This is a genomic window from Brevibacterium album DSM 18261 (assembly GCF_000426445.1).
Lineage (GTDB): Bacteria > Actinomycetota > Actinomycetes > Actinomycetales > Brevibacteriaceae > Brevibacterium > Brevibacterium album.
The window spans coordinates 256532-279229 of record NZ_AUFJ01000010.1 but is presented as its reverse complement, the minus strand read 5'-3'; the positions used below and the strand labels follow the sequence as shown (position 1 = coordinate 279229).

The window sequence follows — 22698 nt, the reverse complement described above, 5'->3', positions numbered from 1 at the left end:
CGCAGACGGGAGGGGCCCCTGATGGATCAGCCCACAGTGCTCGCACTCCGTGCGCTCAAGCTCGGCGACCTGCTGGTCGCGGTCCCCGCGCTCCGCGCGCTCCGCGCCGGGCTGCCCGAGCATCGTCTGCTGCTCGCCTGCGCCGCGTGGCTGCATCCGGTGATCGAGCTGATCGGGGACGTCGACGCGCACCTGCCGGTGCGCGGGCTGGACGCGGCGCTGCCCGCGGCCCCCGGAGACGTCGATGTCGCGGTGAACCTCCACGGGAACGGCCGGGAGAGCCGCGGGCGGCTCGAGGCCCTGGCCCCTGCGCACCGGATCGGCCACAGGGCCCCCGGCTGGGACGGCCCCGAGTGGGTCGATGACATCCACGAGCGGGAGCGCTGGGTGAGGCTGCTCGCCGCCCACGGGATGCCCGGCGACGCCGCGGATCTGCGTCTGCGGACCGAGGGTCTCGCGCTCGGGGCGCACGGCGGCGGGCCGGGCGCGGCCGTCGTGCACGTGGGCGCGGCCCACGGCAGCCGGCAGTGGCCTGCCGAGCGGTTCGCCCGCGTGGCCCGCGGACTGGCCGAGCACGGCCTGCGGGTGCTCGTCACCGGCGACGGGCGGGAGCGCGCCCGCGCCGAGGAGGTCGTGCGGCTGGCGGCAGGTCCGCGCCGACCTGCGCCCGCGCCGCCCGCGGTCCGCTCCCTCGCGGGCAGTCTGTCCCTGCGCGAGCTGTGCGCCCTCATCGCGGGCTGCGAGCTCGTGGTCTCCGCGGACACGGGTGCGGCCCATCTCGCCAGCGCGTTCGGCCGGCCCTCGGTCGTGCTGTTCGGTCCGGCTGCCCCCGAGCACTGGGGTCCGCCGGACGGACCGCATCGCGTGCTCACGGATGCGCGGCTGCGTCGCGGGGAGGTCTTCGCCGCGGACCCGGATCCCGCCCTGCTCGCCGTGGAGCCGGAGGACGTCCTGCGAGCGGCGGCCCTGCTGATCGGCTGAGCGCGCCGGACCTGCGCCCCGCGGACCCGGGAGGGTCCGAGTGAGTGTCCCGCTGGTTTCGGGAAGGTCGTCACTGCTCATACTCCAATACAAGGCCCCTTGCTGAGAAAAAACAAGGGGCCTTGGGCTAGAGGTTGAGGTCAGCGGCATGGAGGTGCGTTCATGGCCGCTGAGTGCGCGCTGAGCGGAGGGCTCAGGCGCGACCGTTCTCCGTGCCGACCGGGACGGCGTCCGCGGCCGGTGCGAAGGGATCGCGGTCGCGGCGGAGCGCGCCTGCGCGCGCATGGCGGTGGACCGCGTCCAGGGTCTGCAGCTGCGCGCGGGTCCCGCGCACCCGCCTCGCGAACTGCGCGGCGTCCAGGCCGAGGACTCCGGCGTTGTCCTCGCAGGTCTGCCACAGTCCGAGCTTGCCCTCGACCGCGCTGCGCATGAGCTCGGTCTCGAGCAGGAGCGTGAGCGGCGAGCGGCTCAGGAGGCGCCCGTTGGCCTTGAGCCTGCCGAGATGCTCCGCTGACCAGGCGAGGGCCTGTCGCGCGGGCCGACGCCGGAGCCCGAGGTCCTCGGCGACGCGCTGCGCGAACGCGCGATCTGCGCGGATCCCGTCCGCGAGCTGCGTCAGCGCCGGGCCGACCGGCGTGTCCGCGAACGCCTCGGCCATGCGCCGGATCCGCGCCTCGCCCGCCCGGGCACCGGTGAGGTGGTCGCTGAGGTAGAGGCTCAGCAGGCCGCGGTCGCAGGACTGTCCGGGTGCGGGGTGCACCTCCTCTTCCTCCTCCTGCGTCCGCGGACGCAGGGGGCCGGAGGGTGCGCCCTGCCCCTCCGCCATCCCCGCGAGCAGGATCTGCAGCGCCTCCCGGGCACTGTGGCGCGGTGCCCACCCGAGCTCTCCGCGGGCGCGTCCGGCATCCATGAGGGGAACCCCCACGGCCATGTCGAGCCAGCCCGGATCCGCCGCGACCGCGCCGGTGCGGTGGCCGAGCGCCAGTCCGGCGCGCATGAGGCCGGTGGGCAGCTCCACGGTGCGCCCGTGGTCGACGACATCGCCCAGGTCCTGGGCGCCGAGGACGTCCTCGGCGCAGATGTTGAAGGCCCCTCCCCGGCGCCGGAGCACGGCGGCGACATAGGCCCGCGCCGCGTCCTCGCGATGCACCGCCTGCACGCCGCGCAGCCCCCGGGGCAGGGGGAGGGCGGGGAGCCGGCCCGCGCGCAGCAGGTGCACCGGCATCCAGGCCCCCAGGAAGTACCGCTGGATCTCGGAAGCGGGAGCGCCGCCGAAGACGAGCGCGGACCTCAACCGGGTCACCGTCATTCCGGGAGAGGAGGCGGCGACCCGGTCGAGGACGGCCTCCTGCGCGGCCTTGTCGACGCTGTAGTGGGATGTGCGGATGCCTTCCGTCGGCCAGGTCTCGTCCCGGAGGTCCGTCCCGCCGTCAGGGGAGTAGGCCCCCACGGAGGAGGCCGCGACCAGGTGCGGGACGCCCGCTTCGGCGGCGGCGCGGGCGACCCGGGCCGTGCCGTCCACGTTCACCCGCCGGAGCAGATCGCGCCTGTCGTTGGGCTGGATCAGCCAGGCCAGGTGGATGACGGCGTCGGCGCCCGCGAACGCTTCGCGCAGCCCGGCGACGGCGGCCTCCTCCGTGCTCGCGGCGGCGATGTCGAGCGAGGCCCACTCACAGCCGGAATAGGGGAGCGCGCCGGTGTCGGGAAGGCGCCGGGCGATGCCGAGGACGGACGATACCTCCGGGGTCCGGGCCAGCTCCTCGAGCACGGCCGTGCCCACATTGCCGGTGGCTCCCACCACTGCGACTCTCATGTCGTTCCTCTCCTTCGCTGTTCCGCTGGGTGCTCTTCCTCGACGGGCTGCCCCGGTGCGGCTGCGGGGCTCTCCGCCTGGCGCTCGGACGCGGTCCGCGGCGTCCGGAATCCGCTGAGCCTGTGCGAGCCGTCGCACAGGGGCGGGATCGCCGTCATGCCGCAGCGGCACAGGGCGGTCACGTTCCGCCGGGGAGGCTCCGGATCCGCCCCCGGTGCGGGCGCGATCGCGAAATCTCCCCGGACGAGCAGGGGCCCGTCCGGACAGAGGGTGATGACGACGGGTTCGTCTCTGTCTCTCATCTCCAGGCCTCCCGGCGCTCTCGTGTGCTCTCGTCCGCGCCCGTGCCCGCTCGCTCGCGCTCCCGGCGGCGCAGGGTGCCGAGGGAGTGGGCGGCCGTGGGCAGGCGCGTCCCGCCGTACCGGATGCCGCCGCGCAGGCCCGCCGCCAGCGCGATCCACGCGCAGGCCGCCCGCTCGAGCAGCCACAGGGGCGCCCATAGCGCGGTGCTCGCGGGAATGACCGTGCCGCCGCCGGCCCTGCGCCGTCCGGCCTCCGCGAGGAGGACCGCGGCAGCGGCACCGGCGACGAGGAGCGAGGGGCGTCTCAGCCCGGCGAGGACCGCCGGGAGGAGCATGAGCTCGACCGCACAGCGCAGCGGCTGCGCGCGGCTGTCATAGGCCTGTCGGACTCGCTGGCCCGCGAACTTCCGAGTCGAGGGCGGGCGGCGCTCGACATACACCTCCGGCGCGTGCTCCGTGAGGCCGCCGCGCGCGCGGACAGTGCGCATGAGCTCGAGGTTCTCGAAGAGGACGGCCGGGTCGTAGCCGCCGGCGAGGACGCTGCGCCTGAGCGCGAGCGTGCCGGGGAAATCCGTGCCGAATGCGCGGTTGAGACAGGAGCGTGCCGTGTCCCATCCGGCATGCCAGGGCAGGGGTGAGCCGTCCCCCGTCGCGAAGACGTTCTGGGGGACCACGAGATCGGCGCGCTCGAGGCGCCGCAGCACCTCTCGGAGCGCTTCTGCCGAATAGCGCACATCGTCGTCGGCGATGACGACCGCGGGGTGGGTGAGGTGCGGCAGGGCCGAGAGGACGCCCGACACCTTGCCGTTGGCGCCCGGCACGGCCTCGGCGGAGAGGTGCCGCACTCCCGGGGGAAGCGCCGCCGCATGGAGTTCCCGCACCTCCGGTGCCGAGCCGTCGACGACGGTGACCTCCACCTCCGGCGGCAGGTCGGCGAGGTAGCCGACGAGCTCCGCGAGCGCCTGCCCGTGCGCGCCGTCCTGCTCCCAGCGCAGGGGCAGGAGGTAATCGGCGCGCAGTGCTCCGGCCTCTCCCGCCGTCTCCCGTGCGCACTGGACGCCGCCGGCCCTCATGCTCCCACCGCTGCCGGGCACCGGAGCGAAGACGCTCCCGCCTGCCATCTCGTGAGCAGGTGCGCGCCCGCGAGGTCGTCGACGAACAGGCACGCGGCGGCCCCGAAGACGATGTCCGGGACGAGCGCGGGCTCCTCGTCGGCGAGCCCGCCGGCGAGATCGCGCGCCGCTATCTGCTCGTGGACGGCATCGGCCTCGACGTGCTCGTCGAAGTACTCCCTCACATCGGACCCCCAGCCGAGCCTGCCGAAGGCCCGGGAGTAATGGCGGTTGGGGATCGAGGAGGTCATCTCGAAGGCCGCGAGGTGCCCCACGATCGCCCCGCGGAGCCGCCGGTTGAGGCCGAACATGCTCATCGCGTTCATGGGCAGCAGCGTGCCGGCCGGCACGAGGTCGAGGTACGCCTCCGGCCGGCTGTCCAGTCCGAGCCCGCGCATGGTGCGCGCGAAGATCTCCGCGTGCACGCGGTCCGGCCTCCCGCCGCCGTACTCGTCGGCCTGGATCTCGACGAGGGCGGCCTTCGCCCGTCCGCGCAGGCGCGGGATCGCCCAGCTGTGCGGATCGGCCTCGCGGAGCGTGTAGAGCGAACGGTGGACGAGGAACTCGCGCAGCTGCGCCTCGTCGGCGCGGCGGGAGAACCAGGTCGCCAGCGTCGGGCGGGCCGCATCCGCGGTCATCGAGAAGAGGAGATCCGCGAGCGCGGCTCCGCTCCCCGGGAGCTCGGCCGGCGGCGCGATCCGGGCGCGAAGCTCGTCCTCGAGCGCGCGCTCGAGCACCGCTCTGGCGGCGAGGAGCCCCGGATGCCACTCCCGGTCCCCGCGGACCCACTCCTCGGGGCCGTAGTGGAGCTGGTAGAGCAGGAACAGGGAGAGCTGGAGGTCCTCGTCCCTGAGCACATCGGCGCTCGCGGCCGCGGAGGCGTGCGCGGCGGTGCGGACGGCATCGGCTCCCGCAGGTTCGCCGTCCGAGGAGAGCAGTGCGATGAGCTCCGCGCTGAGAGGCCCCCGGGACTCGGGCGGCACGGCGGCGGGGCGGGCGATGGGAAGGGTCATGGATGCTCCTCGGAACTCGGCTGTGCGGCTGCGCGGGGGTCGTCGCCGGACGCGGAGGCCTGCTCCTGCTCGGCGAGCTGGGGGAGGAGCTCTCGCGGCAGCTCCTCGACGACGGAGAGGACGAAGTCCTGGATCCTCCAGTCGAGGGCGATGCACCGCTCGCGGAGCTCCGTGATGCGGGCGAGGGCGGGCGGGGCGCCGCCGGTGGGGACGACGAAGGCCTCCACGTGCAGGACGTGGCCCTGGTCCCGGATGCGGCATTCCGCCTCGGCGACCCAGTCGGCCGCCTGCAGCGCCTCGTCGGTCCGGTGCACGAGCGGATCGGGATCCTCCCCGTCGTACTGCGTGGCACGTGCGTCCATGAGGTCCAGGACGGAGCCGCGGAGGTTCGTCCAGCCGTCGTGGAGGATGCTCAGGGAGACTGCGATCGCCGCGGCTGCGTCCATCCACCACAGGCCCACCCCGATGCCCAGCACGCCGATGATCGTGGCCAGGGAGGAGGTCCAGTCCGCCTTGTTCATCTGGGCGTCGGCGTAGAGCACCTTGTCGTGCAGCAGCGGCGCCAGGCGGAGCTTCAGCCTGCCGAGGACGACGGGAGGGATGATGACGACGACCATGACGAGGAGCATGAGCCAGCCCTGCCACACTGGAGTCCCGAAGACGCTCATGGTGCCGATCGGAGGGCGCTCGCCGCGGGCCAGGCCCAGCCCTGAGTCGATGAGGAGGAAGCCTCCCATCGTCAGCAGGGCGAGGGCGGAGACGAGATGGGCGATCCCGATGGTGCGGTGGTACCCGTAGGGGTGTCGCGTGGTGGGAGCACGCCGGATGAATCGCACGGCGACGAGGAAGGCGAGCGGCGGGAGGAGGGCGAGGGAGTCCTCGACCCACGCGGCCTTCATCGCCTGGGAGTCCCCGGCGACGAGGATGACGAGGGTCATCGTCACGGCTGTCGTTCCGAGGCTCACCCGTTCGAGGCGGACGGCGCGGCGGAGGGCGCGCGCCTGCTCGGCCGGGAGTTCGGTGTGTCCGAAGCGCGCGGTCATCGCGATGTCTCCAGTCCCGATTCCCGGACCGTCCCCTGCGCCTCGGGCGAGAGCAGGTGGCGTTCGAGTGCGGTGAGCAGTGCGTTCTCGCCCATGCGGACGGCCATGACGTGCTTCTCCGTCCGCCCTCCGGGTCCGGTCGCCTCCGCGTAGTCCGTGGTGAGCGCGGCCTGCGAGGTCCAGGGGGAGTCCGCGGTGAGTCCGCCGACGACGATGTCGAGCTCTCCCTCCTCCAGCCTGCTCATGAGGTGCTCCTCTCCGGAGACCTCCCACTCGATGCGGGCATCGAGCGAGGCGGCGAAGCTCCGGACGAGCTCCGGCTCCGTCCCGGCGGGCGCGAAGCCGCGGGCATCCGTCCACGGCGGGCTGTGGGAGACGCCCACCAGGAGCTCTCCGCCGCGTGCTCCGTCCAGGGTGCCCTCCGGGTCGGCGGGGACGGAGAGGCCGCAGCCGCTCAGGCTCAGGGCGAGCAGGAGTGCTGTGAGTGCGCGAAGACTGCCCATATCCCCAGTGTTGCAAGTAACCTTGTTCTTGTCAGGAGTTCTTCCCTGTGAGAGTCCGAGGAGTGGCGCGCATGCGGGTGGTGGAGACGATCGCGGAGCTCGAGCGCATGGCCGCGGAGCTGCCGCCGGTCCACGTGAGGTACTCGGAGGGCCCCGAGGCGGATGAGGCCGGCGGTTCGATCGACACGGAGAGCGGTCTGGAGCTTCCCGGCCTGTCCGTGAACCCCCTGCTCCCCGAGGAGTGGTGGACGCGTCCGCTCGCCGACTGGATGGCCAGGCAGCTGTGCCAGTACAAGCACCTCGGCGAGAGGAACCCCGGGCGCAGCGCCTGGGTGCTCACGGGCGAGTTCGTGGGGCGCGGTCCGGACTGCGAGCCGCTGCTGGTCCGGTGCCGGTACCGCGCGCGGCTGTCGGACGCGCTGCTGGAGGAGGCCGAGGCGCGATACCGGGAGCGCTTCGATGCGGGGCGGGGTCCGGAGGACGGGTAGCGGCGGGGCATTGTGCTCGCAGTGCGTGGGGAATACCGTTGAGATCACAAGGAGACTTGTTCTTGCGACGGGTCCCGGGACGTTCCTGGGACAGCCACGAGGAAAGTGAGAGCGATGTGGGATCCCCGAACATCTTCGTCCTGGCGCTGACGGACGAGCAGCGCAGAGAGCTCAAGACCATCCGCGGGGCCGAGGGCTTCGCCTTCCACGGCCTCCTCGACTGCGAGACGCTGGTCAACACGCACACGGTCGACTTCGCCGGCCTGCTGGAGGCCGCGCGGGAGGAGCTGGAGGCGTTCGACGGCTCGGTCGACGCGATCATCGCGCACTGGGACTTCCCTGTGAGCATCCTGGCGCCGCTCCTGGCGGCGGAGCGCGGCCTTCCCGCACCTTCCCTCACCAGTCTGCTGAAGTGCGAGCACAAGTACTGGAGCAGGCTTGAGCAGCAGCGCTGCATCCCCGAGTGCGTGCCCGCCTTCGCCGCCTTCGACCCCTTCGATGCGGACGCACTGGGGAAGATCGGCCTCGACTATCCCTTCTGGATCAAGCCGGTGAAGGCGCACTCGTCCAATCTGGGCTTCCGGATCGAGGACGAGGCCGGGTTCCGCGAGGCGCAGGAGGAGATCTGCGCCGAGATCGAGAACATCGGAGACGCCTTCAACGAGGTCCTCTCCCGGGTGGAGCTGCCGGAGGAGATCGGCGGCGCGGACGGCAACACCTGCCTCGCGGAGCAGTACGTCGAGGGAATCCAGTGCGCGCCCGAGGGTGCGGTGTGCCGGGGCGAGTACAGCGTGCACGGCTTCTTCGACATGCACAAGGACGCGGCCGGGACGAGCTTCGACCGCCTCGACTACCCCGCCGGCGGCGTCCCGCAGGACGTCCAGGCCAGGATGACCGAGCTCACCGGGAGGTACCTGGAGCACATCGGCTTCGACGACGGCTGCTTCAATGCGGAGTTCATGTGGGACGCGGAGACCGACCAGCTGTGGCTCATCGAGGTGAACACGCGGATCAGCCAGTCCCACAGCGACCTGTTCGTCAAGGTCGACGGCGCCTCCAACCACGAGGTGGCCGTGGACGTGGCCCTCGGCCGCCGTCCCAGGCCGGCGCGGGGCGAGGGCGCCTTCGCCGTGGCCGGGCAGTGCATGGTCTTCCACGACGAGGACGCCGTCGTCGCCCGAGTCCCGGATGCCGACGACATCGAGCGGATCCGCCGGGAGCACCCCGATCTCGTCTTCACCCCGCAGGTGAAGGAGGGGGACCGGCTCTCGGAGCTGCCGGCCCAGGACAGCTATCGCTGCGTCGTCGGCAAGTTCTGCATCGGAGCCGACAGCCACGAGGAGCTCGGGAGGCGGCACGCGGAGATCGCGGCGAGCCTTCCCTTCGAGTTCGAGCCCGTGCCCGGCGGCGAGGCGGAGGGGCGGGGGCTGCAGATCTGAGACGCAGACCGGAGAGAGGAGAGGAGTCCGAGAATGCAGACCGTGGCAGACTTCCCGCACGAGGTCCGCGAGATCGAGAACGTCTTCATACCGATGCGCGACGGCGCCCGTCTCGCGGCTCGGCTCTGGCTGCCGGAGTCCGCCGAGCGCCGTCCGCAGCCGGCGGTCCTCGAGTACCTGCCCTACCGCAAACGCGACAGCACGCGGGCCCGCGACGCGCTCAACCACCCGTACATGGCCGGTCACGGCTATGTGTGTGCGCGGGTGGACATGCGCGGCAGCGGTGACTCCGACGGCGTCCTCGTGGACGAGTACCGGCCGCAGGAGCAGGAGGACGCCGAGGACGTGATCGCCTGGCTCGCGGAGCAGCCGTGGTGCGACGGGAACGTGGGGATGATGGGGATCTCCTGGGGCGGCTTCAACAGCCTGCAGCTCGCCGCCCGCCGCCCGCCCGCGCTGAAGGCGGTCGTGAGCGCCTCGGCGACGGACGACCTGTACGTCGACAACATGCACTACATGGGCGGGGCGCTGCTGGCGGACAACCTGTCCGAGGCGACCGTGATGTTCGCCTTCAACAGCCTCCCGCCCGACCCCGCCGTCGTGGGGGACCGCTGGCGGGACATGTGGTTCGAGCGCCTGCGGGGCAGCGGGCTCTGGCTGGAGACCTGGCTCGCGCATCAGCGCCGCGACGACTACTGGAAGCCGGCCTCCGTGAATGAGGACTACAGTGCGGTGGGTGTTCCCGTGATGGCGGTCGGCGGCTGGGCGGACGGCTACACGAATGCGATCTTCCGCCTCATGGAGCACCTGGAGGTGCCGCGGAAGGCGCTCATCGGCCCGTGGGGGCACAAATATCCCCACGTGGGCGTGCCCGGTCCTCCCATCGGCTTCCTCCAGGAGGTCGTGCGCTGGTGGGACCACTGGCTCAGGGGACGGGACACCGGCGTCATGGACGAGCCGATGATGCGCGTGTGGATGCAGGACAGCGTTCCGCCCCAGGCCTCCTACCGGGAGCGGCCGGGGCGGTGGGTCGCGGAGGAGTCCTGGCCCTCGGCGAACGTGGAGGACCGTCCCCTCGTGCTCACCGGCCACCACCTCGTGCCGGAGGACTCGCCCGAGGCCGCGCAGGCGGCGGATGCGCCGGCGGAGATCACCGTCCGCTCGCCGCTGAGCGTGGGCCTGTTCGCCGGCAAATGGGCGTCCTATGCCGCGACGCCGGATCTCCCGTTCGACCAGCGCGAGGAGGACGGCGGCGCGCTCGTCTTCGAGACGCGGCCGCTGGAGCGCGATGCGGAGGTCTGCGGGCTGGCCTCCCTGGAGATCGAGGTCGCCTCCGACCGGCCCGTCGCGCAGCTGGCCGCCCGGCTCTCGGACGTGAACCCCGACGGCGAGGCCACGCGGGTGACGTACGGGGTCCTCAACCTCACGCACCGCGACGGCAGCGAGTTCCCGCAGCGGCTGGAGCCCGGGAAGCGGTACCGCGTGAGGGTGCCGCTCAACGGGATCGCGCAGCGCTTCCCCGCAGGCCATCGCATCCGCCTCTCGCTGTCCTCCTCGTACTGGCCGCTCGTGTGGCCCTCGCCGGAGGCGGCGGCCCTCACAGTGACGACGGGGACGAGCCGTCTGCTCCTGCCGGTCCGCCGGCCGCAGCCGCAGGACGGGAGGCTGCGGGAGTTCGGCCCGCCCGAGGCCGCCCCGGAGCTCGAGGTCGAGAGGCTCGCGGCCGGAGACCACCAGTGGCGCGTGATCCGCGATCTCGCCACGGACGTCTCCACCCTCGAGATCATCAACGACCAGGGTGCCTTCCGCATCGAGGAGACGGGCACGGTCGTGCGACGCGCGACGGACGAGTGGTTCAGCTTCCGCTGGAACGACGTCGACTCGGTCCGCGGCGAGACCCGCACCGTCCGCCGCATCGAGCGGGACGGCTGGCGGGTCGAGGTCGTGACCCGCACCGTGCTCACCTCGACGCGAGAGGCGTTCCGCATCGCCGCGCAGCTCGACGCCTACGAGCTCGACGCCGAGCGCGGCGATCCGCGCGTGCACTCGCAGAGCTGGCAGCGTGACATCCCCCGCGATCTCGTCTGAGAGAGCGGGGCAGGGTGCCCGCCGCACAAGGCTCTCCGGGAGAGCCCTTCCGGAGATGAGAGGACGAAGGAGAGGACACGACGATGAACCCCAGCACCGGCAGCGACCAGCTGACCTTCCAGAACCCCGTCACCCGCTTCCCCGACATCACCCCGCCCGTGCAGGACCAGCCCGAACCCGGACTCGACCGGGACCTCGTGCCGCAGACCGACCGCGGTCACGACTCCTACCGCGGCACCGGCCGCCTCGAGGGCAGGAAGGCTCTCATCACGGGAGCCGACTCCGGGATCGGCGCCGCGATCGCGATCGCCTTCGCCCGCGAGGGGGCAGACGTGGCGCTCGCCTACCTCCCGGAGGAGGAGGCGGACGCGCAGGACATCAGGAGGGTCGTCGAGGACGCGGGGCGCAGGGCCTTCCTGTTCCCGGGCGATCTCTCGGACGCCGCGTACTGCGAGGAGCTCGTGCGCGGAGCCGTGGAGGCGCTGGGCGGCCTGGACGCGCTCGTGAACAACGCGGGCCGGCAGATCGCCGTCGAGGATATCGCGGACCTCAGCGATGAGCAGTGGCAGGAGACGTTCGACACGAACATCCGGGCGATCTTCCGCGTCTCGCAGGCGGCGATCCCGCACCTGCCGCCGGGCTCCACGATCGTGAGCTCGACCTCGATCCAGGCCTATCAGCCCTCGGAGCACCTGCTGGACTACGCCGCCACCAAGGCCGCCATCAACAACTTCACCAAGGGGCTCGCCCAGCAGCTCGCCCCCGCCGGCATACGGGTGAATGCGGTGGCGCCGGGGCCGATCTGGACTCCGCTCCAGGTCTCGGACGGCCAGCCCAAGGAGGCACTGCCGCACTTCGGCAAGAGCACCCCGCTGGGCCGGGCGGGCCAGCCCACCGAGCTCGCGCCCGCCTACGTCTTCCTCACCTCCGCCGAGTCCAGCTACGTCATCGGGGAGACGCTGCACGTCAACGGGGGCACACCCACTCCCTGAGCGGCCCGGTGCGCACTCCGGGCGATCGCCTCAGTCGATCCTGCCGATGTCCGTTCGCTTCTCCGACTGGAAGCGGTCCTCATTGCGGCCGTGTGCCCAGTAGCCGGAGATCGAGATCTGCTCGCGCGGGATGCCGCGCTCCTTGAGCAGCCTGCGGACCTGCTTGATCGACTCGCGCTCGCCGTGGGCGAACACGTGCACCCGCCCCTCGGGCCAGTCCCGGCTCACCATCGTCTCCGCGAGGAGGCCGGTGGCCGCTCCGGCCTCGGCGCCGACGGCCCACACGATCTCGACCCCGGCGGGATGGGGGAGCTCGAGGCGGTCGTCGGCGTGGTCGACGACGAGGAAGGCATATCCGCGCGCGTCGGCCGGCAGCGCTTCGAGCGCGGCGGCTACGGCCGGCATCGCCGAGGCGTCCCCGGCCAGCAGGTGCCAGTCCGCCTCGGGGTCCGGGGCATACGCGCCGCCGGGGCCCATGAAGACGATGGGGTCGCCGGGCCGGGCCTCGCGGGCCCAGGGCGCGGCGAGGCCCTCGTCGCCGTGGACGACGAAGTCGAGGGTGAGGGTGCGGGCGTTCGCATCGACGCTGCGCACCGTGTAGGTGCGGGTGACCGGGATGTCCTCGGGCGCGAGCGTCTCGCGGAGGGCGGCGAGATCGTACGGGGGCGTGAGGCCGAGCTCCGGCTTCGCGAAGACGATCTTCACATAGGAGTCCGTGCTCTCCGAGGGCGCGAAGCTGTCGAAGCCGTCCCCGCCGACCACGAGGCGCACGAGCGAAGGGCTGATGCGCTCGCGGGAGACGACCTCCATGACGTGCTGCGGGCGGGGCGGACGGGCGGGTGCGGCCATGGGGAGTTCTGAGTCCTTCTGCGAGGCGGCGGAGGGACGGTGCCCACCGATTCCGCGTCCAGCCTAGACCATCGGCTTAGGCATGCCTAAGGGGACTGCCCTTGCCCTGCGGCCGGGTGATGCACAAGGATGAGGACATGGCTGAAACCGCACTCAAGGGATCCCCCGTCCAGACCGCAGGCACGCTCCCGGCAGAGGGGGAGAAGGCCCCGGCCTTCACCCTCACGGGACAGGACCTCTCCGATGTCACGAGCGCCGACTTCGCGGGCAGGCGCATCGTGCTCAACATCTTCCCCAGCGTCGACACCGGCGTGTGCGCCGCAAGCGTGCGGAAGTTCAACGAGCTCGCCTCTTCCCTCGAGAACACCGTGGTGGTGTGCGCCTCGAAGGACCTGCCGTTCGCCCAGGCCCGGTTCTGCGGGGCCGAGGGGCTCGATGCCGTGGTCACCGGCTCCGCCTTCCGCTCGGACTTCGGCACCGACTACGGCATCCAGCTGGCGGACGGTCCCATGGCAGGCCTGCTCGGCCGTGCGGTGATCGTCCTCGATGCCGAGGGCACCGTCCTCCACACCCAGCTGGTCCCGGAGATCACCCAGGAGCCCGACTACGACGCCGCTGTCGCCGCGCTGAGCTGAGAGGAGCACGCCTCATGGAAGCCGTCTTCGGCCTGGGCATCGGCCTCGTCGTCGTCCTGCTCGTGGTCGCCGTCCTCCTCTTCAGCGGTCTGCGCACCTCGGTCTTCTTCACGGTGAAGACGCAGGAGAACGTCATCGTCGAGAGGTTCGGCAAGTTCAAGAAGGTCGCGCGCCCGGGGCTCAACACGAAGGCCCCGTTCATCGAGACCACGACGCGGCCCATCTCCCTGCGCGTGCAGCAGCTGGGGGTCGACATCGAGTCGAAGACCAAGGACAACGTCTTCGTCAACGTCCCCGTCGCCGTGCAGTACGTCGTCAACGAGGACAGCGTCGTCGACGCGTACTACCGCCTGGCGAACCCGGAGGAGCAGATCCGCTCCTATGTGTTCGACACGGTGCGTTCGGCGCTGTCCTCGCTCACCCTCGACTCCGCGTTCGAGTCGAAGGACGACATCGCGCACAATGTCGAGCAGCGACTCTCGCAGTCGATGGCCGCCTACGGCTTCCGGATCGTCAACACCCTCGTCACGGACATCTCGCCGGACGCCCGCGTACGCGATTCCATGAACTCGATCAACGCCGCACAGCGCGATCGCGTGGCCGCGCAGTCCCTGGCCGAGGCGGACAAGATCAAGCGCGTCACGCAGGCCGAGGCCGATGCCGAGGCCATGCGTCTGCACGGTGAGGGCGTCGCTGCTCAGCGCAAGGCGATCGCCGACGGCATCGCGGAGCAGTACGAGCGCCTGCGCGAGGTCGGCATCAGCGAATCGGCCGAGCAGCTGCTCATGATGACCCAGTACTTCGACACGATGCAGGAGGTCTCGCGCTCAGGGCGCTCGAACGTCCTCTTCATGCCCTCCAATCCCGGAGGCCTGGGTGACATGGCCGCCGAGGTGCGCAACTCCCTGTTCTCCGCACAGGCGAACGAGCAGGGCACGGCGAACGCGCAGCTCGATCAGCGCGCCGCCGCCGAACAGGAGTCCCGGCGTCAGCGGCGCGAGGCCGAGCACAAGGCGGAGCAGGACCGGCGCCTGGCCGAGGAGCGCAGCCGGCGCGCGGCCGCGAACGCCGCGCAGAGCGGCCAGGGCGTCGCCCAGCGGGCCGCGGACCTCGCCGCCCGCGCCCAGCAGTGGGCACAGAACCAGGGCGGACAGCAGCAGGGCGGCCAGGGCGGCGTCCCGCAGCCGCCGCCGCACCAGCCCTGACTCGGATTCCCGAGGCGGCGCGCTCACAGCCGGCTCCTCCGCAGCCGCGTCCTGTCAGTAGGACGCGGCTGCGGCTGTCTGTGCAGGGGCAGCTTTCGTACTATGATCGGCATGCCGGGGCAAGGGCCCCGGCCCATCACCATGGTCTCCCGCGGTCAGCGGCTCACGGATGAGCGCGCACCGCTTCCCGAAAGGCCCGTCCCATGACCCCTGGCTCCTCCCTGCCCGCACGCGGCTACTCCCTGTCCGCGCGCGGCATCGCGCTGTCCGCCGCGGTGCTGCTGGGAACCGTCCCCGCCCTCGCGACGCTGCCGGCCGCCGCCGCTGAGCGGATCGAGTTCTTCGACGCGATCCCCGGGGACGCCCACTACACCGGCGCCCCCGACAGCATCGAGGTCATGGTCTCCGCGATGACCCCCGCGGACGCGGTGACGGTCACGGTGGACGGCCGTGAGGTGCTGCGGACCGCGGAGCCCGCGAACCACCGCGCTCTCGACCTCTGCGCATCCTGCCACCTCGCGGACCTCACGGACGAGGAGGCCGAGGAGCTGGACGAGGCGTTCTTCACCCGGGGTGAGCCCACCGACATCTGGCTCTCGGCCTACCTCGACGCACCGCTGACCGACGGCGCGCAGATCACCGTGCGCGTGGGCGAGGCCGAGGTCTCGGGCACGTTCGCGGATGTGGGCTGGTACGACGGAGCGGAGTGGACCCCCTCCACGGCCACGACCGTGCGCGATGCGGAGGTCGCGGCCTCCGGGCTGAGCCTCTCCGGCACGCTCCATCCCACGGAGCTGGCGCCGCTCGACCAGGTGAGTCACGAGACCATCGTGTTCGAGTCCACCGAGGACGCAGACATCTTCTGGGTGCTCTCGGGCGAGCCGGTCCCCGCACAGGTCGGGGGCGGGAGCCTCAGCGGCGTCCTCGCGCCGGAGACGCCCATGGACGCCGTCGTCTTCACCTGGGAGGACTGGGACGAGGAGGACTGGGAGGACGAGGAGTGGGTCGGGGAGCAGGCGGAGAAGTTCGGGCTGGACGGGGAATCGGCCGCGACCGAGGCGCTCGCGGAGACGGTCACCCAGCTCAGGGCCGCGGCCGAAGCTGCGGGCGCCGATGCCGCGGACACCTCCGGGACCGCAGCGGCCGCCGAGGACGCCGAGGACGTCGAGGTCCCGGAGACCGCGACGCTGGCCGAGGTGGTCTCCCGGCCCGATGCCGTGATGGGACAGCACCTCCTGTCCACCGAAGTGATGGGCGAGACCGTCCCTGTCTTCTCCGTCGATGACGGGGACCTCTACGAGATCGAGCACGAGGGCGCTCCGCGACCCACCGAGCCGGGGGAAGAACCCAGCGAGGAGCCGGGCGGGAAGACTCCCGGCGGGGAACCGGGAGAAGAGACTCCTGGCAGTGAGCAGACCGGAGCCCCGAAGGAACCCTCCGCGGGCGGGGAGCCGGAGGCCGCTCCGTCGCCGCGTGCGCATCCCGGCACCCTCCCGCGCACCGGCAGCGAGCTCGCCGCACCGCTGGGTGTCGCGGCGGCACTGCTGGTCGTGGGCGGCGCGGCCGTCGCGGTCAGCCGGGTGCGCAGGCGCCTCTGAGCCCGGCGGAGGCTCAGCGCAGCAGGCGGTCCATCCGCCGGTCGCTGAGCTTCCGCCCGCCGGTCTGGCAGCCGGAGCAGTACTGGAGGGACCGCTCGGCGAAGGCGACCTCGGCGACCTGGGTCCCGCAGACGGGGCAGGGCGAGCCGGTCCGGCCGTGGACGCGCAGCAGCCTCTTCTTCGCCGCCTTGATCTTGTCCGGCGGCAGGCCGACGAGTGCCTCACAGGCCTGAGTGAGCACGGCCCGCATGACGGCGTGGAGGGACTCGGCGTCCACCCCGTCCGCGGGCGCGAAGGGGGAGAGGCCCGCACGGTGCAGGATCTCGTCGGACCACGCGTTCCCGATGCCCGCGAGCACCCGCTGGTCCTCGAGGACCGTCTTGATCCGCGAGCGGGTGCCCGCGAGCGCAGCGGCGAAGTCCGCCGACGAGAGCGCGAGCGCATCGGGGCCCGCCTGCGCGAGCGCCGGCACCTCGGCGAGCTGCCTCACGAGCGCGACCGAGGCGTTCTTCCGCGTTCCCGCCTCCCGCACATCGAAGCCCGCACCCGAGGCGAGTGCCACCCGCAGACCCAAGGGCCCCCTGCCCATCCGCACGGGTGCCGCGGGCATCTGCGCGTGCCAGGCGAGCCAGCCGGCGCGGGCGAAGCGGCACACGAGGGAGAGGCCGTCGGCCTCGATCACGAGGGCCTTGCCCGCGCGCGAGGCCCCGGTGAGCTCGAGGCCGAGCAGCGCCTCGAGCGGTGGATCGACGGTCTTGAGGAGGCTGAGCTCCGCGAGCTGCATCCCGGCGATGGCATCGCCGGTGATGCGCTCGCGGAGGAACGCGGCGAGGGCTTCGATCTCGGGCAGCTCCGGCATGCGTCAAGTATGCGTCGGGCGCGCCCGGCAGGGAAGGGCGCCGGTCAGCGCACTCCGCGCATGAGGCGGGTGAAGGGCCGGGCCAGGAGCAGGACGAGAACTCCGAGCGCGATCGAGGACAGTCCCAGAGTGGTCCAGTACGGGGCCTGCGCATCCGCACGGTAGTACGTCGAGAACACGCCGGAGAGCGCGGTGCCCACACCCGAGGACAGGTAGAACAGCGCGATCATCTGCGAGGTGAAGACCTTGGGCGCCAGCCGCGTGGACAGTGACAGGCCGATGGGGGAGATGAGCAGTTCGGCCACGACGAAGAGCGCCATGATGAGCACGATCCAGAGCAGCGGCGTGGAGTGCTCCCCGGCCTGCGCATAGGGCAGGAACAGCAGGTAGGCCGCACCGATGATCGCGAGCGCGAGGCCGGCCTTGACATAGGAGCTGGGCTGGCGGTCGCCCAGCTTCAGCCACAGCGCCGAGGCGATTGGGGCCAGCGCGATGACGAAGATCGGCGGGATGAGCTGGATCCAGTTGATGGGGAACTCCCAGCCCAGGATCACGCGGTTCATCTGCGTGTCCGAATACGCCGTCATGACGTTGAAGATCTGCTGGTAGAGGGACCAGAAGCCGGCCGAGGCGATGAAGTACGGGATGAAGGAGAGAGTGCGGGACTTCTCCACCGGCGTCGTCTGCCGTGAGGTGAGGAGGACGGCGAAGTACGCCACGGCGGCACCCGCGGAGACGCACGCGGTCCAGGTGGCGAGGTTGCCCCCATTCATGAGGCCGGAGGTCCAGAGCGCCGTGACGACGGCGATGACGCCGAAGAGCGCGGCGGGCAGCACCCACAGCCGCCTGCGGGGAAGCGGGTTGACGGCGAAGCCCGCGGAGGCGGGCAGGCCCTTCCTGCCCGTGAGGTAGATGAGGAGGCCGATCGCCATGCCGGCTGCGGCCGTGCCGAAGGCGATGTGGAAGCCGATGGAGGACTGCAGCCAGCCGGTCAGCAGTGGGCCCAGCAGGGCGCCGATGTTCACGCCCATGTAGAAGATCGAGAAGCCTGCCTCGCGCCGGGTGTCCTGCTCCGTGTACAGGCTGCCGACGACGGCGGAGGCCGTGGCCTTGAGTCCGCCCGAGCCGAGTGCCACGAGCACGAGGCCCACCGCGACACCGGCGAGGCCCGGCAGCAGGGCCAGCGCGATGTGCCCGGCCATGATCGTCACGGCGGACCAGAAGAGCACGGTCTCGGAGCCGAGGAGCCTGTCGGCGACCCAGGAGCCCAGGATGGTCGCGAGGAAGACGGCGCCGCCGTAGGCGCCGACGATCGCGAGCGCGGTGGGCTGAGCGAGGCCCACCCCGCCCTCGCTCACGCTGAAGTAGAGGTAGAGGGCGAGGATGCCCGTCATGCCGTAGTAGGAGAACCGCTCCCACATCTCGAGTCCGAAGAGCTGGGCCAGCGGGAGGGGGTGGCCGAAGAACCTCCGGTCGTGCGTGTAGTCCTCGACCTGCGGTGCTGCAGGCCCTGCGGGCTGCGCGGTCTGTCCTGGGGCGGTCGCCATCTGGGGTTACCTTCTCTCGACACGGCGCGCCCGGGACGGCCCCGGACGCGGCACAGCGAGCCAGGGTAGTCCTGCATGCTGAGATTCCGGGGCCTCGGGAGCCGCCGGGCCGGGGAAAGAGAGAAGGGTCACGTCACCCGTCCCGGAGACGGATGACGCGACCCCCTCAGCGGCGCTCGCCCTCTCGGCCGCCTTTCAGGCGAGCTCCTGCCGCTTCGCCGAGATCACCCCGGTGTTGAAGCCGGCGAGGTTGAGGCCGCCGTGGAAGCGGGCGTGCTCGATCTTCAGGCACCGGTCCATGACGACCTCGAGCCCGCCGGCCTCGGCGATGGCCGCGGCCTCCTCGTTCCAGGAGCCCAGCTGCAGCCACAGCGTCTTCGCGCCGATCCGGACCGCCTCGCGGGCGACCTCGGGGAGGTCCTCGTCGCGGCGGAACGCATCGACGATGTCCGGGACCTCGGGCAGCTCGTCGAGCGAGGCGTGCACGGGGCGGCCCAGGATCTCCGTCTCCCGCGGGTTGACGAAGTGCACGCGGTAGGGCGAGGAGGAGAGGAGGTAGGTGGCCACGAAGTTCGAGGCGCGGGAGGGCTTCGCCGAAGCCCCCACGATCGCGATGGACTGCGCGCGCCGGAGGATGTCCAGCCGCTGTGCCGCCGTGGGCCCGGCCCAGGTCCGTGCGGTGTCTGCCTGCTGTGTCATCGTGTCTCGCCTTCTGCTCCTGCGGCCGCGAGCGCTCGCGGATCCTCCTGTGCGGACGCCGCCCCCGTGTGCGTGATCCCGGTGGCCGCGGTGAGCGACCGGTCGAGGTCCCACAGGATGTCCGCGAGGTCCTCGAGGCCCACGGAGATGCGGATGAGGTCGGGTCCCACGCCGCCGGCGGCGAGCTGTTCGCCCGTGAGCTGCTGGTGCGTCGTGGAGGCCGGATGGAGCACGAGCGTGCGCGCATCGCCGATGTTGGCCAGGTGCGAGGCGAGCTGGAGGCCCTCGATGAATTCGGCGCCCACGGTGCGGCCGTCCTTGTCCGCGGTCCCTGCGACGCCGAAGGAGAAGACGGAGCCCGGACCGCCCGGCAGGTACTTCTGCGCGCGTGCGTAGTGGTGGTGCGTGGGCAGGCCCGAGTAGTTCACATAGGAGATGCGCGGGTCCGCCTCGAGCCATTCGGCGACGGCCCGGGCGTTCGCGACGTGCTCGTCGACGCGCTGGGCCAGCGTCTCGACGCCCTGGATGAGCTGCCATGCGGCCTGCGGCTGGAGGGAGGGGCCGATGTCGCGCAGCTGCTCCGAGCGCAGGCGGGTGAGGAAGCCGTACTCCCCGAAGTTGTCCCACCAGGAGAGGCCGTTGTAGCTCGGCACCGGTTCGGTCATGAGCGGGAAGTTCCCGTTGCCCCAGTCGAAGGTGCCGGACTCCACGACCACGCCGCCCAGGGTCGTCCCGTGTCCGCCCAGGAACTTGGTCGCGGAGTGGATGACGATGTCGGCCCCGTGTGCGATGGGGCGGCACAGGTAGGGGGTGTTGAGCGTCGCATCGACGACGAGCGGGATGCCGGCGGCGTGCGCGACCTCGGCGAGGCCCTCCAGGTCCGCGATCTCGGAGGAGGGATTGGCGATGAGCTCGGTGTAGACGGCCTTGGTCTCCGGGCGCAGGGCCGCCCGGTAGTCGGCCGGGTCCGTGCCCTCGACGAAGGTGGTCTCGATTCCGAAGCGGCGCAGGGTCACGTCCAGCTGGGTGACGGTGCCGCCGTAGAGCTGCGAGGAGGCGACGATGTGGTCGCCGGCCTGGGCGAGCGCGGCGAAGACGATGAACTCGGCGGACATGCCCGAGGCGGTGGCGACGGCCCCGATCCCTCCCTCGAGGCTCGCGATGCGCTCCTCGAACGCCGCGACGGTGGGATTGCCGATGCGCGAGTAGATGTTGCCGTACTTCTGCAGGGCGAAGAGGTTCGCCGCATCATCGGCGTCCTTGAACACGAAGGACGTGGACTGGTAGATCGGCACCGCCCGGGCGCCGTGCACGGCATCGGGGACGGCCCCGGCGTGCAGGGCCCTGGTGCGGAACCCGAACTCATGGTCGGACATGTGCGGTCTCTCTTCCTTCCGCGGAGGGATGGCCTGTGATCCCGGCGATCTGCGCCACGGCGTGCGCGTTCTGCAGGGATGTGATGTCCCCGAGCGTAGTGTGCTCGAACAGCTGAGTGAGGAGGCGTCTCATGATCTTGCCGGAGCGGGTCTTGGGCACCTCGGGCACGGCGATGACGTGCTTGGGCTTGGCGATGGGCCCGATCCGCTCCGCCACGTGCGCGCGCAGCTCGGCCGCGAGCGCGTCTGCGTCGAGCTCCGCAGCCTCGGCGGTGAGCACGACGAAGGCGAGGACGGCGTGCCCCGTGAGGGGGTCGGCGGTGGGGGCGGTGCCGGCCTCGATCACGTGCGGGTGGGAGACGAGCGCGGACTCGATCTCGATGGTGGACAGCCGGTGGCCGGAGACGTTGATGACGTCGTCGACGCGCCCGAGCACCGTGATGTCGCCGTCCGCGTCCCGGCGGGCGCCGTCGCCGGAGAGGAACCAGCCGCGCTCGCCGAACTGCCGCCAGTACGAGTCGAGGAAGCGCTGCGGGTCGCCCCACACCGTTCGTGCGGCAGACGGTCCGATGCCGTCGACGACGAGGAGCCCCTGCTCACCGTCCGGGGTGGGGGAGCCGCCGGCGTCCACGACGGCCGTGCTCAGCCCCGGCAGTGCCCGGGTGGCGCAGCCGGGCTTGGGCGCGGCGTCACCGGAGCCGGAGTCCCAGCACGGGTCCTGGGGGCGCGGGGACATGACGCACGCGCCGGTCTCGGACTGCCACCACGTGTCGATGACGGGGGCGGTGCCCGCTCCGACCTCGCGGCGCAGCCATTCCCAGGCCTCGGGGTTCACCGATTCGCCCACCGTTCCCACGAGCCTGATCGAGCCGAGGTCCCAGCGGTCTGCGGGGCGCTGCCCGGGCGCCGGCCGCGAGCCGAAGGCGCCCATGTGCGAACGCACGAGGGTGGGGGCGGTGTAGTAGGTCGTCACCCCATAGCGTTCGATGATCTCGAAGTGCCGGCCCGGATGGGGCGTCTGCGGGGTGCCCTCGTAGATCACCTGCGTGACGCCGTTGAGCAGAGGCCCGTAGATCTCATAGGTGTGCGCGGTGACCCAGGCGAGATCGGCGGTGCACCAGTGGACGGCGTCCGCGACCCGGGCGGGGTCGTTGACCGCATCGTCCTCGTGCTCGACGAGGTCGAAGAGGAGGGCGTGCGTGTAGGCGGTCTGCACGAGGTAGCCGCCGGTGGTGTGCACGAGTCCCTTGGGCCGTCCCGTGGTGCCGGAGGTGTAGATGACGAACAGGGGGTGCTCGGCGTCGAAGGGACGGGCCTCGTGCACCGCCGAGGCTCGGTCCACGGCCTCGTGCCACCACACGTCGCGGCCCGGAGTCCACGGGATCGCATCGCCCGTGCGGCGGACGACGAGGACGTGCTCGATCGCGTTCTCGCCGGCGACGGCGGCGTCCGCGTTCTCCTTGACCGCGACGGCCCGGCCGCGGCGGAACTGGCCGTCGGAGGTGACGAGGAGCTTGGCGCCGGTGTCCTCGACGCGGAAGCGCAGCGCCTCGGAGCTGAAGCCGCCGAAGACGAGGGAGTGGACCGCGCCGATGCGGGCGCAGGCCAGTGTGATGACCACGGTCTCCGGGATGACGGGGAGGTAGATCACCACCCGGTCGCCGGGCCCGATGCCGAGGGCGGCGAGTGCGTTCGCGGCGCGGGAGACCTCGGCCTGCAGGTCCGCGTAGGTGAGCGTCCGGCGGTCGCCGGGCTCGCCCTCGAAGAGGAGGGCGGGCTTGGCGCCGAAGCCCGCCTCGACATGGCGGTCCACGCAGTTGTGCGCGGCGTTGAGCCGCCCGCCCGTGAACCACTCGATGCGGGGGACGGTGTACCGGGGCTCATCCTCCGGCCCGCCCGCCTCGAGCAGGCGCGGCCGTTCGAAGGTGTGGGCGGTGTGCCAGGGGGAGGCCCAGTCGAGGCGGCCGGCCTGGCGCTCCCAGAACGCGATGCGGGCGGCCTCGTCCTCGATCGGGGGCGCTTGGTCGGCTGGAGGCGTGCGCGTGGTCGAAGCGGTCATGCTCCTATGCAACCGCGTACGGGCCGTGGGAGGGGCGGCGACCGTCACAAACCGGCGCGCGATGCGTCATATCCGGGCCTGCCGTGACGGATATCAC

The 22698-nt window shown here is 71.9% G+C and carries 20 protein-coding genes; 8 read left to right on the top strand and 12 right to left on the bottom strand.

Features of this window, described 5'->3' with window-relative positions; all coding sequences use genetic code 11:
• Positions 1-21: 21 nt before the first annotated feature.
• Positions 22-981: a glycosyltransferase family 9 protein gene (locus tag K318_RS0105415; RefSeq protein ID WP_035280714.1), complete on the top strand. Its 960-nt coding sequence runs from the start codon at positions 22-24 to the stop codon at positions 979-981.
• Between the two features lie 193 nt (positions 982-1174).
• Here the strand turns inward: K318_RS0105415 and K318_RS19645 are convergent, their stop codons facing one another.
• From K318_RS19645 to K318_RS0105390, 6 genes are read right to left on the bottom strand one after another with little or no spacing between them, the layout of a single operon-like run.
• Positions 1175-2794 carry an NAD-dependent epimerase/dehydratase family protein gene (locus tag K318_RS19645; RefSeq protein ID WP_051297588.1) on the bottom strand — a complete coding sequence of 540 codons (1620 nt, stop codon included), beginning with the start codon at positions 2792-2794 and terminating at the stop codon, positions 1175-1177.
• Positions 2791-3096: a CDGSH iron-sulfur domain-containing protein gene (locus K318_RS24225; protein WP_084499748.1), complete on the bottom strand. Its 306-nt coding sequence runs from the start codon at positions 3094-3096 to the stop codon at positions 2791-2793. The genes K318_RS19645 and K318_RS24225 overlap by 4 nt, the downstream gene beginning before the upstream one ends.
• Positions 3093-4169, bottom strand: coding sequence for a glycosyltransferase family 2 protein (locus K318_RS19640; protein ID WP_084499747.1), 1077 nt, complete (start codon positions 4167-4169; stop codon positions 3093-3095). The genes K318_RS24225 and K318_RS19640 overlap by 4 nt, the downstream gene beginning before the upstream one ends.
• Complete coding sequence (locus K318_RS0105400) at positions 4166-5221, bottom strand: iron-containing redox enzyme family protein (RefSeq protein WP_051297587.1); 1056 nt, start codon at positions 5219-5221, stop codon at positions 4166-4168. The genes K318_RS19640 and K318_RS0105400 overlap by 4 nt, the downstream gene beginning before the upstream one ends.
• The gene (locus tag K318_RS19635) at positions 5218-6264 is read right to left on the bottom strand and encodes a cation diffusion facilitator family transporter (RefSeq protein ID WP_084499746.1); all 1047 of its coding nucleotides are present in this window, start codon (positions 6262-6264) and stop codon (positions 5218-5220) included. Before K318_RS19635 ends, K318_RS0105400 begins: the two co-directional genes overlap by 4 nt.
• Positions 6261-6767 carry a transporter substrate-binding domain-containing protein gene (locus K318_RS0105390; protein ID WP_029088729.1) on the bottom strand — a complete coding sequence of 169 codons (507 nt, stop codon included), beginning with the start codon at positions 6765-6767 and terminating at the stop codon, positions 6261-6263. Before K318_RS0105390 ends, K318_RS19635 begins: the two co-directional genes overlap by 4 nt.
• A 71-nt stretch (positions 6768-6838) precedes the next feature.
• Here K318_RS0105390 and K318_RS0105385 point away from each other — a divergent pair, with 71 nt between their 5' ends.
• The 4 genes from K318_RS0105385 (at position 6839) to K318_RS0105370 (ending at position 11774) form a co-directional block, all read left to right on the top strand.
• Positions 6839-7255: a DUF6098 family protein gene (locus tag K318_RS0105385; protein WP_051297586.1), complete on the top strand. Its 417-nt coding sequence runs from the start codon at positions 6839-6841 to the stop codon at positions 7253-7255.
• A gap of 116 nt (positions 7256-7371) precedes the next feature.
• Complete coding sequence (locus tag K318_RS0105380) at positions 7372-8694, top strand: ATP-grasp domain-containing protein (protein WP_029088727.1); 1323 nt, start codon at positions 7372-7374, stop codon at positions 8692-8694.
• 33 nt (positions 8695-8727) lie between these two features.
• On the top strand, positions 8728-10782 hold the full coding sequence (locus K318_RS0105375) for a CocE/NonD family hydrolase (protein WP_029088726.1): 2055 nt from the start codon (positions 8728-8730) through the stop codon (positions 10780-10782).
• Between the two features lie 83 nt (positions 10783-10865).
• Complete coding sequence (locus K318_RS0105370; RefSeq protein WP_029088725.1) at positions 10866-11774, top strand: SDR family oxidoreductase; 909 nt, start codon at positions 10866-10868, stop codon at positions 11772-11774.
• A gap of 30 nt (positions 11775-11804) precedes the next feature.
• Here the strand turns inward: K318_RS0105370 and K318_RS0105365 are convergent, their stop codons facing one another.
• A complete protein-coding gene (locus K318_RS0105365) occupies positions 11805-12623 on the bottom strand; it encodes a siderophore-interacting protein (protein WP_029088724.1) in 819 nt (272 codons plus the stop codon).
• Positions 12624-12760: 137 nt separating this feature from the next.
• On the opposite strand from K318_RS0105365, the gene tpx reads away from it, so the two are divergent.
• The 3 genes from tpx (at position 12761) to K318_RS23510 (ending at position 16061) form a co-directional block, all read left to right on the top strand.
• Positions 12761-13258, top strand: a complete 498-nt coding sequence (gene tpx, locus K318_RS0105360) for a thiol peroxidase (RefSeq protein WP_029088723.1) — start codon at positions 12761-12763, stop codon at positions 13256-13258.
• A 14-nt stretch (positions 13259-13272) separates the two neighbouring features.
• The gene (locus K318_RS0105355; RefSeq protein ID WP_029088722.1) at positions 13273-14463 is read left to right on the top strand and encodes an SPFH domain-containing protein; all 1191 of its coding nucleotides are present in this window, start codon (positions 13273-13275) and stop codon (positions 14461-14463) included.
• Positions 14464-14666: 203 nt separating this feature from the next.
• Positions 14667-16061 carry a hypothetical protein gene (locus tag K318_RS23510; protein ID WP_029088721.1) on the top strand — a complete coding sequence of 465 codons (1395 nt, stop codon included), beginning with the start codon at positions 14667-14669 and terminating at the stop codon, positions 16059-16061.
• Between the two features lie 13 nt (positions 16062-16074).
• Here the strand turns inward: K318_RS23510 and K318_RS0105345 are convergent, their stop codons facing one another.
• The 5 genes from K318_RS0105345 to acs all read right to left on the bottom strand — a co-directional run bounded on the left by K318_RS0105345 (position 16075) and on the right by acs (position 22601).
• The gene (locus K318_RS0105345) at positions 16075-16920 is read right to left on the bottom strand and encodes a DNA-formamidopyrimidine glycosylase family protein (protein ID WP_029088720.1); all 846 of its coding nucleotides are present in this window, start codon (positions 16918-16920) and stop codon (positions 16075-16077) included.
• Positions 16921-16964: 44 nt separating this feature from the next.
• A complete protein-coding gene (locus K318_RS0105340; protein ID WP_051297585.1) occupies positions 16965-18467 on the bottom strand; it encodes a peptide MFS transporter in 1503 nt (500 codons plus the stop codon).
• A 195-nt stretch (positions 18468-18662) separates the two neighbouring features.
• Complete coding sequence (locus tag K318_RS0105335; protein ID WP_029088718.1) at positions 18663-19166, bottom strand: CoA-binding protein; 504 nt, start codon at positions 19164-19166, stop codon at positions 18663-18665.
• Complete coding sequence (locus tag K318_RS19625) at positions 19163-20542, bottom strand: O-acetylhomoserine aminocarboxypropyltransferase/cysteine synthase family protein (RefSeq protein WP_051297584.1); 1380 nt, start codon at positions 20540-20542, stop codon at positions 19163-19165. Before K318_RS19625 ends, K318_RS0105335 begins: the two co-directional genes overlap by 4 nt.
• Positions 20529-22601, bottom strand: a complete 2073-nt coding sequence (acs, locus tag K318_RS0105325) for an acetate--CoA ligase (protein ID WP_029088717.1) — start codon at positions 22599-22601, stop codon at positions 20529-20531. The genes K318_RS19625 and acs overlap by 14 nt, the downstream gene beginning before the upstream one ends.
• Between the last annotated feature and the right edge of the window lie 97 nt (positions 22602-22698).